Source organism: Brachybacterium sp. GCM10030268, from assembly GCF_042666305.1.
In the GTDB taxonomy this organism is placed as follows: Bacteria; Actinomycetota; Actinomycetes; order Actinomycetales; family Dermabacteraceae; genus Brachybacterium.
Window position 1 is genome coordinate 1 of sequence record NZ_JBHTCW010000020.1, and the last position, 14003, is coordinate 14003.

18 protein-coding genes and 1 pseudogene are annotated in these 14003 nt (G+C 65.9%); 3 read left to right on the plus strand and 16 right to left on the minus strand.

Annotated elements, in window-relative coordinates:
* A pseudogene (locus ACFQRD_RS16510) lies at positions 1-326 on the minus strand (hypothetical protein); the annotation flags it as partial.
* Positions 326-931 carry a biotin transporter BioY gene (locus ACFQRD_RS16515; protein WP_377804769.1) on the minus strand — a complete coding sequence of 202 codons (606 nt, stop codon included), beginning with the start codon at positions 929-931 and terminating at the stop codon, positions 326-328. The gene ACFQRD_RS16515 and the pseudogene ACFQRD_RS16510, both read right to left, overlap by 1 nt.
* An 80-nt stretch (positions 932-1011) precedes the next feature.
* Here ACFQRD_RS16515 and ACFQRD_RS16520 point away from each other — a divergent pair, with 80 nt between their 5' ends.
* Positions 1012-1617 (plus strand): TetR family transcriptional regulator, encoded by a 606-nt coding sequence (locus ACFQRD_RS16520; RefSeq protein WP_377804770.1) that lies wholly within the window; start codon positions 1012-1014, stop codon positions 1615-1617.
* Positions 1618-1922: 305 nt separating this feature from the next.
* Here the strand turns inward: ACFQRD_RS16520 and ACFQRD_RS16525 are convergent, their stop codons facing one another.
* The 8 genes from ACFQRD_RS16525 to ACFQRD_RS16560 form a co-directional block, all read right to left on the minus strand.
* Positions 1923-2285, minus strand: coding sequence for a YybH family protein (locus ACFQRD_RS16525; protein ID WP_377804771.1), 363 nt, complete (start codon positions 2283-2285; stop codon positions 1923-1925).
* A 171-nt stretch (positions 2286-2456) separates the two neighbouring features.
* Positions 2457-3308 (minus strand): enoyl-CoA hydratase/isomerase family protein, encoded by an 852-nt coding sequence (locus ACFQRD_RS16530; protein ID WP_377804772.1) that lies wholly within the window; start codon positions 3306-3308, stop codon positions 2457-2459.
* The gene (locus tag ACFQRD_RS16535; protein WP_377804773.1) at positions 3305-4039 is read right to left on the minus strand and encodes an alpha/beta fold hydrolase; all 735 of its coding nucleotides are present in this window, start codon (positions 4037-4039) and stop codon (positions 3305-3307) included. Before ACFQRD_RS16535 ends, ACFQRD_RS16530 begins: the two co-directional genes overlap by 4 nt.
* 41 nt (positions 4040-4080) lie before the next feature.
* Positions 4081-4656, minus strand: coding sequence for a GyrI-like domain-containing protein (locus ACFQRD_RS16540; RefSeq protein ID WP_377804774.1), 576 nt, complete (start codon positions 4654-4656; stop codon positions 4081-4083).
* Between the two features lie 32 nt (positions 4657-4688).
* Complete coding sequence (locus ACFQRD_RS16545) at positions 4689-5696, minus strand: saccharopine dehydrogenase family protein (RefSeq protein WP_377804775.1); 1008 nt, start codon at positions 5694-5696, stop codon at positions 4689-4691.
* Positions 5693-6478 (minus strand): SDR family NAD(P)-dependent oxidoreductase, encoded by a 786-nt coding sequence (locus tag ACFQRD_RS16550; RefSeq protein ID WP_377804776.1) that lies wholly within the window; start codon positions 6476-6478, stop codon positions 5693-5695. The genes ACFQRD_RS16545 and ACFQRD_RS16550 overlap by 4 nt, the downstream gene beginning before the upstream one ends.
* 16 nt (positions 6479-6494) lie before the next feature.
* Positions 6495-6860: a hypothetical protein gene (locus tag ACFQRD_RS16555; RefSeq protein WP_377804777.1), complete on the minus strand. Its 366-nt coding sequence runs from the start codon at positions 6858-6860 to the stop codon at positions 6495-6497.
* Positions 6861-6863: 3 nt separating this feature from the next.
* Entirely contained in the window at positions 6864-7496 is a 633-nt protein-coding gene (locus tag ACFQRD_RS16560) for a TetR/AcrR family transcriptional regulator (protein WP_377804778.1), read from the minus strand.
* 244 nt (positions 7497-7740) lie between these two features.
* Between ACFQRD_RS16560 and ACFQRD_RS16565 the strand changes: the two genes are divergently transcribed.
* Complete coding sequence (locus tag ACFQRD_RS16565) at positions 7741-7938, plus strand: SDR family oxidoreductase (protein ID WP_377804779.1); 198 nt, start codon at positions 7741-7743, stop codon at positions 7936-7938.
* A gap of 116 nt (positions 7939-8054) precedes the next feature.
* Here the strand turns inward: ACFQRD_RS16565 and ACFQRD_RS16570 are convergent, their stop codons facing one another.
* The 3 genes from ACFQRD_RS16570 to ACFQRD_RS16580 are packed head-to-tail and all read right to left on the minus strand — an operon-like array spanning position 8055 to position 10420.
* A complete protein-coding gene (locus ACFQRD_RS16570; protein ID WP_377804780.1) occupies positions 8055-8360 on the minus strand; it encodes an EthD family reductase in 306 nt (101 codons plus the stop codon).
* A 51-nt stretch (positions 8361-8411) separates the two neighbouring features.
* Complete coding sequence (locus tag ACFQRD_RS16575) at positions 8412-9863, minus strand: dihydrolipoyl dehydrogenase family protein (protein WP_377804781.1); 1452 nt, start codon at positions 9861-9863, stop codon at positions 8412-8414.
* Positions 9860-10420 (minus strand): hypothetical protein, encoded by a 561-nt coding sequence (locus ACFQRD_RS16580; protein ID WP_377804782.1) that lies wholly within the window; start codon positions 10418-10420, stop codon positions 9860-9862. The genes ACFQRD_RS16575 and ACFQRD_RS16580 overlap by 4 nt, the downstream gene beginning before the upstream one ends.
* Before the next feature lie 108 nt (positions 10421-10528).
* Between ACFQRD_RS16580 and ACFQRD_RS16585 the strand changes: the two genes are divergently transcribed.
* On the plus strand, positions 10529-11131 hold the full coding sequence (locus tag ACFQRD_RS16585; protein ID WP_377804783.1) for a TetR/AcrR family transcriptional regulator: 603 nt from the start codon (positions 10529-10531) through the stop codon (positions 11129-11131).
* A 149-nt stretch (positions 11132-11280) separates the two neighbouring features.
* On the opposite strand, the gene ACFQRD_RS16590 is transcribed toward ACFQRD_RS16585, so the two are convergent.
* The 3 genes from ACFQRD_RS16590 to ACFQRD_RS16600 all read right to left on the minus strand — a co-directional run bounded on the left by ACFQRD_RS16590 (position 11281) and on the right by ACFQRD_RS16600 (position 13978).
* The gene (locus ACFQRD_RS16590) at positions 11281-11811 is read right to left on the minus strand and encodes a TetR/AcrR family transcriptional regulator (RefSeq protein WP_377804784.1); all 531 of its coding nucleotides are present in this window, start codon (positions 11809-11811) and stop codon (positions 11281-11283) included.
* A 103-nt stretch (positions 11812-11914) separates the two neighbouring features.
* Positions 11915-13342, minus strand: a complete 1428-nt coding sequence (locus ACFQRD_RS16595) for an MFS transporter (RefSeq protein WP_377804785.1) — start codon at positions 13340-13342, stop codon at positions 11915-11917.
* A gap of 114 nt (positions 13343-13456) precedes the next feature.
* Positions 13457-13978, minus strand: a complete 522-nt coding sequence (locus ACFQRD_RS16600) for a helix-turn-helix domain-containing protein (protein ID WP_377804786.1) — start codon at positions 13976-13978, stop codon at positions 13457-13459.
* Between the last annotated feature and the right edge of the window lie 25 nt (positions 13979-14003).

Consider the following 14003-nt stretch of genomic DNA (forward strand, 5'->3'; position numbering starts at 1 on the left):
ACTGCTCGTCGGACAGGACCTGATGTCGAGTCGTCGCGGTAGCCATGCATACAGGCTCTCAAGTGAAACCGCCTCACATATAGGAGACACGCCCTAGATCCGAGTGCTTGGGAGCAGTATGAGCAGTTCTCCTGGCAGAGACCTGACTTCAGGTTGACCAGGTAGTTCAGCTTGACGTAGTTGCCGTAGTGCTCTCGTCGGAGTGCACCCGCAGCCGCCACCAGATCGAGCAACTCCGAGTCTGGAGCGTCGAGGATCGCAACTGCCGTGGAGGCGTCGAGTGTCGCGCCGGCGCTGATGTTGCCTGCTAGTGCTGTGTAGTCCATCAACGCCCACTCCCGTCGCGCTCTGGCTTGACCTTGCCAACGATTCGCCAGGCGGAAGGCAGCAGCGCGCTGAGCGCGAGAATCTTGAAAGCGTCTCCGATGAGGAACGGAACGACGCCGAGAATAACGGCCTGCCCCAAGCTGACTCCGAGGGAGATCGCCAGCCAGGGCACGCCGCACACGTACAGGATGATGCTGCCGAGCGTCCCCAGGGCAAGTGTGGTGCTCATCTTGCGGTCGGCCTGATGGCGGGCGAGCTGCCCGACGACGATGGCGGCGATGACATAACCGATCACGTACCCAAAGGTCGGGAACGTGACCCCTGATTGACCGTCCGAGAAGATCGGCGCGCCCAGCGCCCCGAACAGCAGGTACAGACCTGCGCTGAGTGCCCCTCGAAGGGCACCCAGCGACGCGCCGGTAGCCAAAACGGCCAAGGTGGCCAGGGCTACCGGCACCGGGGTGAACGGCAACGGAATCGTCACGAACGCCGAGAGCGTGATGAAGGCAGTTCCCCCGAGCACAAGGATGGCGTCTCGGGCGATGCTCGCCTGCCAGGTGTCGGCGAGATAGACCCGGGGGGCCGTGAGTGCATCGCTTGACAATATTGCCTCTCCTGAACGATGTTCACTGAACGGTGTTCAGGACTGTATCAGAAGCTGGGCCTGCGGGTAGAGTGAGCGGGATGCAGAACCCGAAGTTGTCGAAGGACGAGGTCGCTCGAGCGGCGCTCCGCATACTCGACGAGATGGGTTTGCCCGACTTGACGATGCGGAGGCTCGCGGCTGACCTCAACGTGCGCCCGAGTGCGCTGTACTGGTACTTCCCCAACAAGCAGACGCTGCTGGCTGACCTTGCAGACCGCATCGTGACCCAGGGGCGGCCGGCGGAGCTCGTAACCGGGTGGGACGAGCAGCTGCGCCTTGTGGCCCTCGCTCTTCGTGATTCGCTCCTGGCCTACCGAGACAGCGCGGAAATCGTCTCAAGCTCGCTGGCCCTCGGGCTCGGAGAGAATCCCGCACATTCGACACTCCGTGACGCGCTCGATTCCAGCCCGTTCGACGCCGAGATGACTCAACGAGCGGCAGCGACCATGCTGCACTTCATCCTGGGACATGTCTCGCTAGAGCAGCAGCGAATCCAGTACGACAGCCTCGGAGCCCTGTCCGGCGAGCCGGTGATGCTGCGCATGGAGTCCTGTGCAGGCGCCTTCCGGTTTGGGGTAGACACCATTATCTCCGGGCTGAAGCAGCACTCTCTTGCGCATCCGACAGCGACGCCCGGCGAATGACGGGCAAGGAACCCGACCCTGCACGAGTAGGTCGCAGCGACTCCGTCGTTCCCGCCGCGTTCTCGCTGCACGTCACGTCCGCCTCCCGCGACATGTCGCCGCGTCGAAGCTTTCTGCGCTTCGCAGGAGAGACCACGCACCATGTCGGCCCCATCGACCTGCTGTCCACTGCGCGAGCAGACTGACAGCAGATCGATGGCGCCGACGGCATCGTGGACAGGATTCGGCTCGGGGTCGGTACCGCTCAGCGCCGGCATGGGATAGCTGTCTGCTGCGATTGGCCTCAAGCGGCTCGCTGGAGCGTGTTATCGGATGAGATCCGCCTTTATGTGCTGGAACTTGTAGTCAGCTACCACCGTGATGTCGAAGATCCCGCCGACCTCTCCTTCCGGGAAGTCTCCGGTGAATTTTACCTCGACATGGACATACCCCTCACGAGACTCAACGCTGACCAGTTGAGTCTGCGTGTTGTAGCCGACGAAGTAGGACCGGAAGTAATCCTCGATCCGCGCGCGCCCTTCGAAGACTTCCCCGACAGATGGGTCATCGAGGACTGCGTCTTCGGTGAAGAAAGCCAAGTAGTTGGCGGCAGTGTGGGTGTTGGTCGCCCCGATCCAGTCCCTGATCGTCTTTTCTAGTTCGTTGTCCGACATGTTGTTCTCTCTCATCTCTGAGTGGCGTACGGTCGGGAACGGGCGCTGGGCGGCCGTCAATCAGTGTCGACTATGCCGTGCAGTCCGTCGCCCGCCCACTGGGCATCGCTCCGGGCCAGCTGCGGTGGCGAGACTTCTTGGGCTTCTGACCGGCCAAGTGCGTGTCGCCACCGAAGCGGATTGTCTCTATCGCTCGCTCTGGGCAATGGCCGCGATGTCTCGACCAAGGTTGTACTCCAGCGGAGTGCGCTGTTGCATGCCGTGCCCGATCAAGCGTCCGACGATGTTGCCAACCTCGGGCTGGGAGACGGCAGCCCAGTACGCGTCGGAGTGGAGCGGATACTCAGCGTCCGGCAGCCGTGAGTACTTGTTGACGAACTCCTTCACCTCCACGATGGCCTGGTGGTCCCACCCGGCCACACGCTTCGCGAAAGCGTCGACGAAGTCTTCGAACTCGGCATCGGGGATCGCACGGTTGACGTAGCCGTACCGCTCTGCGAGGGCGCCGTCGAAGTCCTCACCTCCTAGTAGTATTTCCATGGTGCGGCCGCGGCCGACGAGAGAGGGCAGGCGCCCGCTGGCCCCGCCGCCGGTGACGGCGTTCAAGGCAATCTCCACCTGCGCGAGCCGTGCCTTCTCCAGGCTCGCGAACCGCATGTCCATCGCCAGGACTAGCTCGCTCCCGGCGCCACGGGTGATGCCTCGGATGGCTGCGATGGTGACTGCGTTGAGCTTGCTCATCCGGACCGTAATGTCGACCCACGCCGTGTAACCGGTCGGGCTCGGCAGCGCCTCGGCGGCGTCGTTGTCGATCTCGACGTCGTAGTGGGCGATGAAGAAATCGGGGTCCGCGCTGTCGAACAGCACGACGTTCACGGTGTTGTTGTTCTCCAGCTCGGTGAGCAACGCCTTGAGCTCGCTCAACATCTCGAGTCCGACCACGTTGATCGGGGGATTGTTGAAGGTCACGCGCCAGAAGGTGGGCGATTCGACGGTGAGCGTGAGGTGCTGGGGGGAGAAATCCTCGAGGAAGGTCATGAGCGGTCTCCGCTCGTTGCTGCAGTAATGATGACCTCGGTGACCTCGCTTGGATGAGTCACCATGGAGAGGTGCCCGCTCTCCAGCTGCGTCACCGCGGAGCCGGCGCGTTCAGCCATCCGCAGCTGAAGCGCCAGGGGGATGCTGCCGTCGCGGGTGCCGGCGACATACCAGGACGGCACCGTCCGCCAGGCTTGTTCCGCGGAAGCAGGCGCAGCGACGGCGCGGAGCGTGATCGGGCGCTGTCTGGCGTAGAACTCGGTCTGCTTCTCCTCGGACAGGCCGGTCGCGAACGCCGGCTCGAAGGGCCCGCGCTGGATGTACAGATCGAGGTCGCCCTCAGGTGCGTCGGGGTACGGGACCATGTCGAAGAGCTGGGACGGATCGACGGGACCCGCGCTGTTGAGCAGGTCCAGCAGGCTCTCTCCCTCGGCCGGGACGAACGCGTTGACGTACACGAGTGCCCGGACGCGGGCCTCGTGGGCTGCGGCTGCCCCGATGAGCGCACCGCCGTAGGAATGACCGACGATGATCACGGGTCCGGTGGTGCGGGTTCGCAGGAACGAGGCGAGGTAGTCCGTGTCTCCGGAGAGGGAGCGCAGCGGGTTCGCAAACTCGAGGACGTCGTAGCCATGTCGAGTGAGGGTCTGCTGCACCTCGGTGAAGGAGCTTGCATCTGTCCACGCTCCGTGGACGATGACGATAGTCGGCTTGGGAGAAGTGCCGGTCATGGCGTGCCTTTCGATCAGTCCGTGACGTGCAGATTGAGGCGTCAGGCGACGGGATCGCGCAGGATGGTGCGAAGCGTGTCCTGTGGGGTCTTGCGGGTGAAGGCGTCGAGGTGGATCTCGTGGTGGGGGCCGCTTCGGTGGGCTCCCCGCTTCTGGGCGAGTGCGCCGAGGCGTTCGAGAGTGGCGAACTCCTCGGAGAACGGTCCGTGGTGCATGACCTGGACGACGTCCTGCTCGGGCGTGGTGTGCAGCTCGATGACGTCGCCGCGTTCATCTGCGCTGCTTGCCGCGCGAGTTCGCGCTGCGGTCAGGTCCTCGGTCGTGGTGGTGTCGGGGACTGCCGTCAGGACCCGGTACAGCAGGGAGGGCACGGGGTTGACGGTGTAGAAGTCCGCGATCTCGACCGGGGCCGAGCCCTCCGGGTACCAGTACTGGATCTCGATCACGGGGTGCGACTCCCTGGTGAGTTGGCGTGCGACGTCGCCGGCGAGGAGCATCTTGCGGTAGAACTCGTCGGTCCCGGGTGATCCGGAGCCGGCGATCGACATGTATGTCACGGAGGGAAGGCGGACGAACTCGGGGTCGTCTGCGGCGTGGAGATGCGGGGCGGACGTCATGGTTGAAGGTCCTTCCGCTCCGAGCCCGGGGCTCAGAGGTCGGTGATCGTCGTGGAGTAGATGCTGGTGGCGAGCTGATGGCCGTAGACCGAGGCTGGACTCTGGAAGCCAGGTCGAACCTCGCCGGCGGCGGCCCTGCGGGCCACCTCGACGCTGCTGAGCTGGGTGAATGTGTACCCATTGGGAGTGTCGATGCGTGCTCGGACGGTCTTCCCGCGGTGCTCGGTGACCTCGGCGAGGGCGTGATAGCGGTCTTGGCTTCGCTCGTGAGCGGTGGGGCCGGAGACGAATTCGTCGCGATCAGGGAAGCCGCTGTCCGTGCGGAGATACACCTCGATGTCGCCGAGGCCGGTGGAGTGGTGCCCGGTGACGAGGTCGCCCATCGAGGCGAGGGTGTATTCCTCGGCTCCGTCCCCGCTGTCAAACGTTCGAGTCGTCTCCGGTGGTGCTGGCACGAGAAGTCCCGAGCGACGCACCAGGGTCCGGGAGTTCTCGATGCCCGCGGCGCTCTCGAGCGAACCGCGGGAGAACCCTCCCGCAATGCGGATCGCAATCCGCAAGCTGATCGGTTCCACGGCCCGCTGCGCGACGTAGACCGCCAGGGAGTCCGTCGGGACGACGTCCCAGCCGACTCCGGACATGATCATCACTCCCGCTCGTCGGGCGGCATCATCGAAGGATGCGGCGGTCGTGAAGGTCTCGAATTCGGCCGTGGTGTCCAGGTAGTGGGTTCCGGAGTCGAGAGATGCTCTCATCAGCGGTTCGGCAGTGTGCCGGAAGGGCCCCGCGACGTTCAGGAGGACGTCAAAGGGTTCCAGTGCTCTCACTGCCTGGTCCGCATCGGCGGCATCGAACACCACAGCGGGCGAGTCGAGCTGCTCCGCGAGTGCCGCCACGCGCGCCGGGTTGCGTCCACCAATGGTGATTTGCAGGCCAGCGCGGGTCGCATGCTCAGCAATCAGAGTGCCCGTGTATCCGGTCGCTCCATAGATCAGGATGTTCCCCGTCGGCGTTGTCTCCCTGTCTGATGGTGTGCTCACGCGCTGAACCCCCCATCGATGTCGAGGGAGGCCCCGTTGATGTAGGCGCCGTCGTCACTGGCGAGGTGGGAGACGAGTGATGCGACCTCGTCGACTCGGCCGAACCGTCCGACGGGGATCATCGCGCGAAGCGTGTCTCCAAAGGGTCCGTCTTGGGGGTTCGCGGGGGTGTTCACAGGGCCGGGCTGGACATTGTTGATGGTGACGCCGCGTGGACCGAGCTCACGAGACATGCCGCGGACGAGGCTCGCCACCGCTCCCTTGGTCATTCCATAGATCGACGTGATGTCGTCCGGGAAGTGGGTCGCGCTGACGCTGCCGATCACGATGATCCGGCCGCCCGCGTGCAGGTGCGGAGTGCTGAATCGAATGGTGTCGAGGGTGCCTCGGATGTTGACGTCGATCATGCGGTCGATCTCGTCGTCGGAGAGTGCCTCGACGCGCTTCTTCGTGCCGCCGCCGGCGTTGGAGACGACGATGTCGAGGCGTCCCTCCTGGGCGGCGACGTCGGTGATCACCTCGCGGACCTTCGCTCGGTCGGCACTGTTCGCCCTGATCCCTGCGACCTGGCCACCGGTCTCGGCGATGCGCGACACGAGCGCGTCCGCCTCTTCTGTGGCGGAGGCATAGGTGAAGGTCACTCGTGCGCCCTCGGCCGCGAGCCGGCTCACGATGCCGGCTCCGATGCCACGGGCGCCGCCCATCACCAAGGCAACTTTTCCTGCATGGCGGCCTTCGACGTGGGTCTCGGGTCGGATCTGAACGATGGTGCTGGGTGTCATGGAGTCCTCACTCGATTCACAGTGACGGGTTGGTGGGTTCGGTGCGGGCGATCGTGCTGTCGAGACCGGTACGAATGTGTGCCATGGTCTCGGCGAAGGCCTGGTCGATGTCGATGTCGAGCCTGTCGGCGAGGACGAACACCCACCACAGGGTTTCGGCGAGCTTGTGCTTCAGCTCGGCCTCGCTGTCGCCGTCGATCGCCCACGTTCCGCCGTGGGCGAGAAGAAGACGTCCGATGTAGCCGACATCGTTGGAGAAGCCGAGCATGAGTTCATGGAGGGACCACGTCTCGCCGTTGAAGCGCTGCTCGAGGATCTCGTAGAGGCGACGGACCTCCAGTGCTTCGTCCCGTGCCGGAGCGAGGTTGGCTGTGCTGGTCATGTGTTATGCCTTTCGAGTTGTGTGCGAAGCACCGTCTGGATGCGGTGCGGGTCCCGTTACCGGGAAGATGGCAGCTGCGCGATGAGCAAGTGCGACCAACGCGTGCCGGGTCTCGCCATCGGCCGCGCGGATGGCGAAGCCGGTGGTCAGCGTGATGAGGAAACGAGCGAGCTCCTCGGGGTCCTCATCGGACGGGAGGTCGCCCTCGCGGATTGCGCGGCGGAATCGGTCGGTGAGCCGCCCCTGTATCACCCGGCGGTTCTCGGCGAGCAGCGAGAAGGCGTCTGCTTCGTGGGTGACCATCGCCTGGACGGACAGGCATCCGGGTGGGCGCCCGGGGGTCGTCACCGCCGCGGCATTGCCTGTCAGGAATGCCTCAGCGACGTCCCGGGCAGTGGACTCGGCCAGAGCGGCTTCGACGTAGCCCATGTTGCGCGCGACGTATCGATCCATCGCAGCACGGAACAGTTGGGATTTGTCCCCGAACGCGCGGTACAGCGCGGGTCGGCTGATCCCCATCGCTTCGGTGAGTTCAGCAAGTCCGGCCGCGTCGTAGCCGTGCCGCCAGAACGTCTCGACGGCAGCATCCAAAGCCGCTTCGGTGTCGAACGCGCGTGGCCGCCCTCCTGGCACCATGGTCGCCTCCCTTCGATAGCGTATCGATCGGTACGTAACTAGTGTTGCACACGGTTCGCCTCCTCGTCTAGGCGGATCGCACACGCCGTCGGCTGCCAGGTCGGCATGAGCGCAGGCGTCGGCCAGGAGGAGTAGCGTCGGCGGAGAGCTGATCGGCATCCTTGGACGTCGAACTCCGAACGACCGACGTTGGCCGCCGATACCCCGCCCGCCCGGCGGCAGCTGGGGCTTCGTCTACGAGCTGGTGGACCCCGCGACCCCGTGGGACGAGGCCCAGCGCGAGTTCATGCGGGTCCACCGGCCGCAATCGCTTCTGCAGCGGCTCATCGAGCCCCAGGAGATCGTCAACCTGGTGGCCTACCTCGCCTCGCCCCTCGCCTCTGCCACCACCGGCGCCGCGGTACGGGTCGATGGGGGATACATCGACTCGATCATCCCGTAGGGATCTGTTTCGCGCGCGATGGAGCCCCGACTCGTGTTGACGAGTCGGGGCTCCATCGCGCCGCGCCGGCGGCTCCGAGCGGGCTGGACGAGAGGGTCGCCCAGGGCACGGACCGGTCAGGCCTGTTCGATATCGGAGAAGAGGGCGGTGAACGGGGTGTCGGTGGCGAGGAGCTGCTGGAAGAACTCTCCGGCTACGGGTGTGGCGACAGCTGCTGAGGCTGCTTCGTAGGTGTCGAAGTAGATGTCGAGCGTCCGGTGTGCGGGGGTGGGGGAGCCGTCCTCCTTCGGCCAGACCTTCGCGGATTCCAGGCGCTGCTGATCCGGCAGCTGTGCGGCGAGTCCGAGGATCTGCTCGTAGGCCGTCTCGAAGGCTGCGAAGTCGGTCGGGTTGTTGATGAGGAAGGTGATCTTGGTGCTCATGATGTGGTTCCTTCGTGGTGGTGATGGTGACTTCGGCGGGGGTGGCCGGTGCTACGAGGTCGGTGGGATGTCGGCCGTTTCGAGCAGGCGCAGCCACACCTCGTTCACGGTGGGGTAGGCGGGGACGGCGTGCCGGAGCCGATCGAGGGGGACCTCACCGGCGATCGCGATGGTGGCGGCGTGGAGGAGTTCGGCCACGTCGGGTCCCACGGCGGTGAAGCCGACGACGGTGCTGGTTGCCTCGTCGACCAGCATGCAGGCGCGACCGGTATATCCGTCGGCGTGCAGGGCGGCACCGGCGACGGCACCGAGGTCGTACTCGACAGTGCGGACTGGGAGCCTGGCCTTCTCCGCGGACGCTCGCGTGTGGCCGACCGACGCGATCTCCGGGTCGGTGAAGATGACCTGCGGTACGGCTCGTTGGTCGGCGGTGGCGGAATGCCGCCCCCAGGGAATGTCCTGGACCGGGGAGCCTGCGGCCCGGGCCAGGATCACACTGCCGGCGGCTCGAGCCTGGTACTTGCCCTGATGGGTGACCAGGGCCCGATGGTTGACGTCGCCGACGGCGTAGAGCCAGCCGTTCCCCACCACGGTGCCGTGCCCGTCGGTCACTCGGAGGGTGTCATCTACCGACAGCCACGAACCGGCAGGCAGACCGACCCGCTCGAGGCCGATGTCAGCCGTGTTCGGAGTGCGGCCCGTGGCGACCAGCAGCTCGTCCGCCTCGACGATCCCGCCGTCGGCGAGGGTGATGCGGACGGTCCCGTCGACGTCACGGCTCACAGTGGAGGGGGCGGTGCCGGTCATGACGCGGGCGCCGGACTCCACGAGCGATTCCCTGACGTACTGGGCGGCGTACGGCTCGACGGTGGAGAGGATGCCGTTGCGTGAGATGAGTGTGACGGCCGCACCGAGTGCGGTGTATGCCGTCGACATCTCAGCGCCGACGACTCCGCCGCCGATGATGGCCAGGCGCTCGGGGATGTGGCGTGCGGAGGCGGCGTCGCGGCTGGTCCAGGGGCGGGCATCGGCCAGCCCCGGGATCGAGGGGAGCGCGGCACTGCTCCCGGTGGCGATCACGACGGCGTGGCGGGCGGAGAGCGTGGTGGTGCGCCCGTCATGGTCGGTGACGGTGACCGTCCGGTTCCCACTGACGCGTCCGTGCCCGCGAACAAGGGTGATGCCTGCTTCGTCCAGCCAGGCGACCTGACCCTCGTCGGACCAATCCGAGGCGAAGCGATCTCGCCGAGCTAGAACGGCACTGACGTCGAGCGTGCCGGTGATGGCTGCTGCGGCCCCGGGCACCTGACGGGCGGCGCGGAGCGCAGCGGCGTCGCGGAGCAGGGCTTTCGTGGGCATGCACGCCCAGTAGGAGCATTCACCTCCCACCAGCTCCGCTTCGATGACCACTGCGGTCAGTCCGCCCTGGACGACGCGGTCGGCGACGTTCTCGCCGACCGGGCCAGCTCCGATGATGACGACGTCGTACTCCGTGGTGGTCATCGGTTGCCGGCCTTTGCGGTGCGGCCCAGACGCAGGGCGGAGAGGAGGAAGAAGATGCCGCCGAGGGCGGCGTATCCGGCAAGGCCCGTGACGGATGCGCCCGCCATCTGGCCCTGCACGATGAAAGCCGTGCCCGCGACTGCGGACAGGCTGCCGCTGAGGATCATCGGCCACTGGCCCCCCAGGGCGCGGCGCGTGACCGCGACGACGAGCTGGACGATGCCGGCGGTGATCGCCCAGGCACCCCAGACGACCATCACGGCGGAGGTGCCAGAGGCGACGGCGATGCCGAGGCCGATCGCTGCCAGCAGGCTCAGTGCCATGTTGACGTAGAGCGCGGGTGCGGGCTTGACGGCTCGTGAGGCCCGGAAGTCGATCACGGCGGCGACGAGATCCACCACCGGGTAGAGAACCAGGAGGGCGATGCTCAGCGGGTTGAGCGTGGCGGCGGAGACGCCGAGGAGGATCGCCCAGAGGGCAGCGAATCCGAAGCGGGCAAGGTAGAGCTTCCGGAGGGCGGTCGCGATCGTCGCGGGGCGGAGGTCGGCGGTGGTCATGGGGTTCCTGTCTTCGATGTCGAATGTAGAGTTAGTAGTACGTCTACATGCGAGACTCTAGGCTGTGAAGTCGATCGGCGCAAGAGTCGGCGAAGAGAAGGAGGAGATGTGAGCGATTCATCGTCCGCGGAGGTGAGGCCCGCGCGGCGTGGGGGGGCGGCTGAGACCCGGGCCCGCATCCTCAGCGTCGCGACCGAGATGTTCTATGCGCGGGGAATCCGGGGTACCAGCGCCGACCGGATCCTCGAGCAGGTAGGGGTCACGAGGGTGACCTTCTACCGGCACTTCCCCACGAAGACCGACGTCGTCGTCGCCTATCTGGAGATGCAGGCGGAACGGGAGAAGGCGGCGATCACCGCCGCCATCGAGGGGCAGACGGCAGCGGATGCTCTGCTCTCTATCGCGGACATGATCGCCACGTTCAGCTGCTCACCCGGGTTCCGGGGTTGTCCGTTCATCAACGCGGCTGCCGAGTTCCCCGACCCCGAGGACCCCGTGCGCATCGTCGTGCAACAGCACCGGCAATGGACTCGCGACCTGTTCGCGACTCTGTCCGGCGAGGCCGGAGCCGTGGACGCCGAGACGACAGCAGGGCACGTGATGATGCTCCGAGACGGCGCCATGGTCGGCGGCTATCTCGAAAATCCCGAAGACCCGTCCGAAGAACTGAAGCGCGCTTTCAGCGCCATCGTCAACGTAGGTTCGGCGTGACGGGCGACGACGAGACGGGCCAGCGGGATAGCCCGTACTGCTCTGTGCTCGGAGGTCTCACGGCCGGCCTCCAGCCGCGCGGACTGAGAATCATCGAGCTCGGCTCCCTGCCTTCACGGGGCGTGAGTGCAGAGAGCCGAATGCGGCGGTCAACGTGAGTGCGCTAGCCCGTTGAGGATGATTGCGAGCATGGAGCGGACCTGGGTCGAAGCGAGGTGGGATCGCTCTGCGATCATGGCAACGCCCGTGACCAGGCGGCTGATTTCACCTGAGTCCACAGGTTCCGTGACGACCCCGGCTGCTCGGGCGCGGTCAAAGACCTCACTATTCGCGGCGAGTACGGCCGTGTGTGCGGTGCGCAGCGGAGAGGACTCGTCTCCTTCGCTTGCGGCCATAGTGCTGGCGAGTCCGCGGTAGATCATGGCGTGATCTGCCAGTCGTACGAGCCAGTTCAGGATCTCGTCCAGGTCTTCAGCTGAGGTGGCGTCGGCGTCGGCACGCACGTCACCGACCCATGAGTGCAGAAGTTCGCTCAGTAGGTCCTCGCGGGTTGGGAAGTGGCGATACAAAGTCCCTGGACCGACTCCCGCTCGTTTGGCGATCAGGTCCAATGAGCAGTCAGTGCCGTGAAGTGCAACCTCGACGCGAGCAGCGTCGAGAATGCGGGCTCGGTTCTTCACGGCATCAGCGCGCATCGGCCGTGGGGCGTTCGTCTCCGTGGGGTTCTCCTCGTGCGATCGGGGCAATTCCCAGGGTACGGGAACAGGTTCCCTGAGGGGCGGCTCAGACCTTTGTGCCGAGCGAGGCCAGTGGTGATGCCCCAGCCGTCGGCGTCGGTGCCCGAACGGTGAAGGCGGCCACGACGGTCGCGGTGAGAGCGAGCCCGGCTCCCGCGAGCATGGCTCCACCGAATCCGGGCAGGAACTGATCTTCCACGGCTCCGCTCGCGTATACGGACACGGCCACTGCGATACCGACGGATCCGCCGACCTGCTGGACCATCTGGAGCATCCCGGAGGCTGACCCCGTGTCGGCATCCGGTACCGCATCCATGGCGGTCAGCGTTCCCGCGGTGAAGATCAGAGCGATTCCTAGGGCCTGGATGACGAGCGGAATAACGATGGCAAGGTACGACGCATCCTGCGTCAGAGGAGCCCAGAGGAGGAAGCTCGCCGTGACGAGTACGCCCCCGACGACGAGAGGGGTACGGGCGCCGACGCGCGCGACGATGCCCGGTACCCAGCGGGTGACGGTGAAGACCGTCGCTGTGAGGGGGAGGAATGCCACGCCGGCGAGCAGGGGACCGAAGTCCAGTACCCGCTGAAGGAATTGCACGATGAAGAACAGCATCGCGAAATGAGCTCCGACGACCAGTCCCATATTCGCCAGTGCACCGAGGCGCGCAGTGTCCTTCAGGAGGTGAACGGCGATCAGCGGATTGGCGGAGCGGCGCTCTATGAGGACGAGAACTGTAGCGATCGCGACGGCGAGGACGAAGAAGCCGGCCGTGCCGAGACTCGACCAACCGTTCTCGCCGGCGAAGATGAACGCCCACACGATGGCTGCCGAGGCGAGGCTCGCGAAGACCGCGCCGGGTGCATCGAACGCTCGTGACCGATGCCGGTCCGTCTCCGCGACAAGGCGGATTACCAGGACGGCCACGACAACACCCACCGGGACGTTGATGAGCAGCCCCCATCTCCACGAGAAGAGGTCCGTGAGCAGGCCCCCGAGGATGAGGCCCGCCGAGGAGCCGATCGCTGATATTGCGGTGAACCAGGCAAGGCCTTTCGCGCGGGCTGCCTCATCCTTGGCCATGGTCGCGATCAGGGCCAGGACGCTGGGCGCGGCCACCGCCGCACCGATCCCTTGGAGGCTGCGGGCCGCGACCAACATGTTCGGGTCGATAGCGAGACCGCCGATCAGCGATCCAAGCACGAAGATGCCGGTTCCGATGGAGAACACCCGGACCCGACCGAAGCCGTCGCCGAGCCGACCACCCAGTAATATCAGGCCACCGAAGGCGAGGGCGTACGCATTGGGCACCCAGGACAGGGACGCGGGGGAGAACCCGAGCTCACCCTGCACGGCTGGGAGGGCGACGGTCATCACTTGCGCATCAAGCTGCAGCATGAGCTGAAGTGCCAGCACGGCGGAGAGCGCCAGCCCGGCGACTCGAGGACGGTTCATGGCTTGGGACACGACGGGCACACTCCGATGGATTTCGTAGCGGAGCCAGTCTCCGCTTGTCTGTAGAGTGTATGCGGAGAGGCCCTCCACATATTCCTAGGGCACGACATCGGAGGTAGACACGACGTCATCACATCAGCGAGTTGCCCTCGTCACGGCTGGTGTTGCCGGGGGTAGCTGAGGGGGCCTGGGAAGCTGAGAATCTCGACTGGGGTCGACCCTGCCGGGCACCGATGCTGGAGCCTGGTGGTAGGGCTTGAGCCTGCAGTGACCCGGCATGCGCTCTCGTCGATGATCGGCACGAGATGCGATCACTACTGTGCACGGATCGGCCGGAGAGTAACTCTCAACCGAACGATGCCGTTCCCCGACAATGGTGCGGGCGCGGAGGCTGGCCGGAGTCGTTCCGGGGCGGGTCCTTGGTGCGCGGGAGCGGGGCTCGAGGGCTGGTGGGCCGCCGGTCTGGTAGCGCAGGACGAGGGTGTGGACCCATTGGCGGCTGGTGCCGTAGCGGGCTGCGGCTTGGGCGTGGGTCAGGCCCTGCTCGGTGACCGCGCGGACGATCAGGAGGTCCTTGTCCTTGGAGCTCACTGGGGGACCCTCCTTAGTGCGGCCTTGTTCGGTAGGGTCGTGACCACTCGGTCCCGGCGGGTGCATGGCCTAGGATGCGAGCCGTTCGACG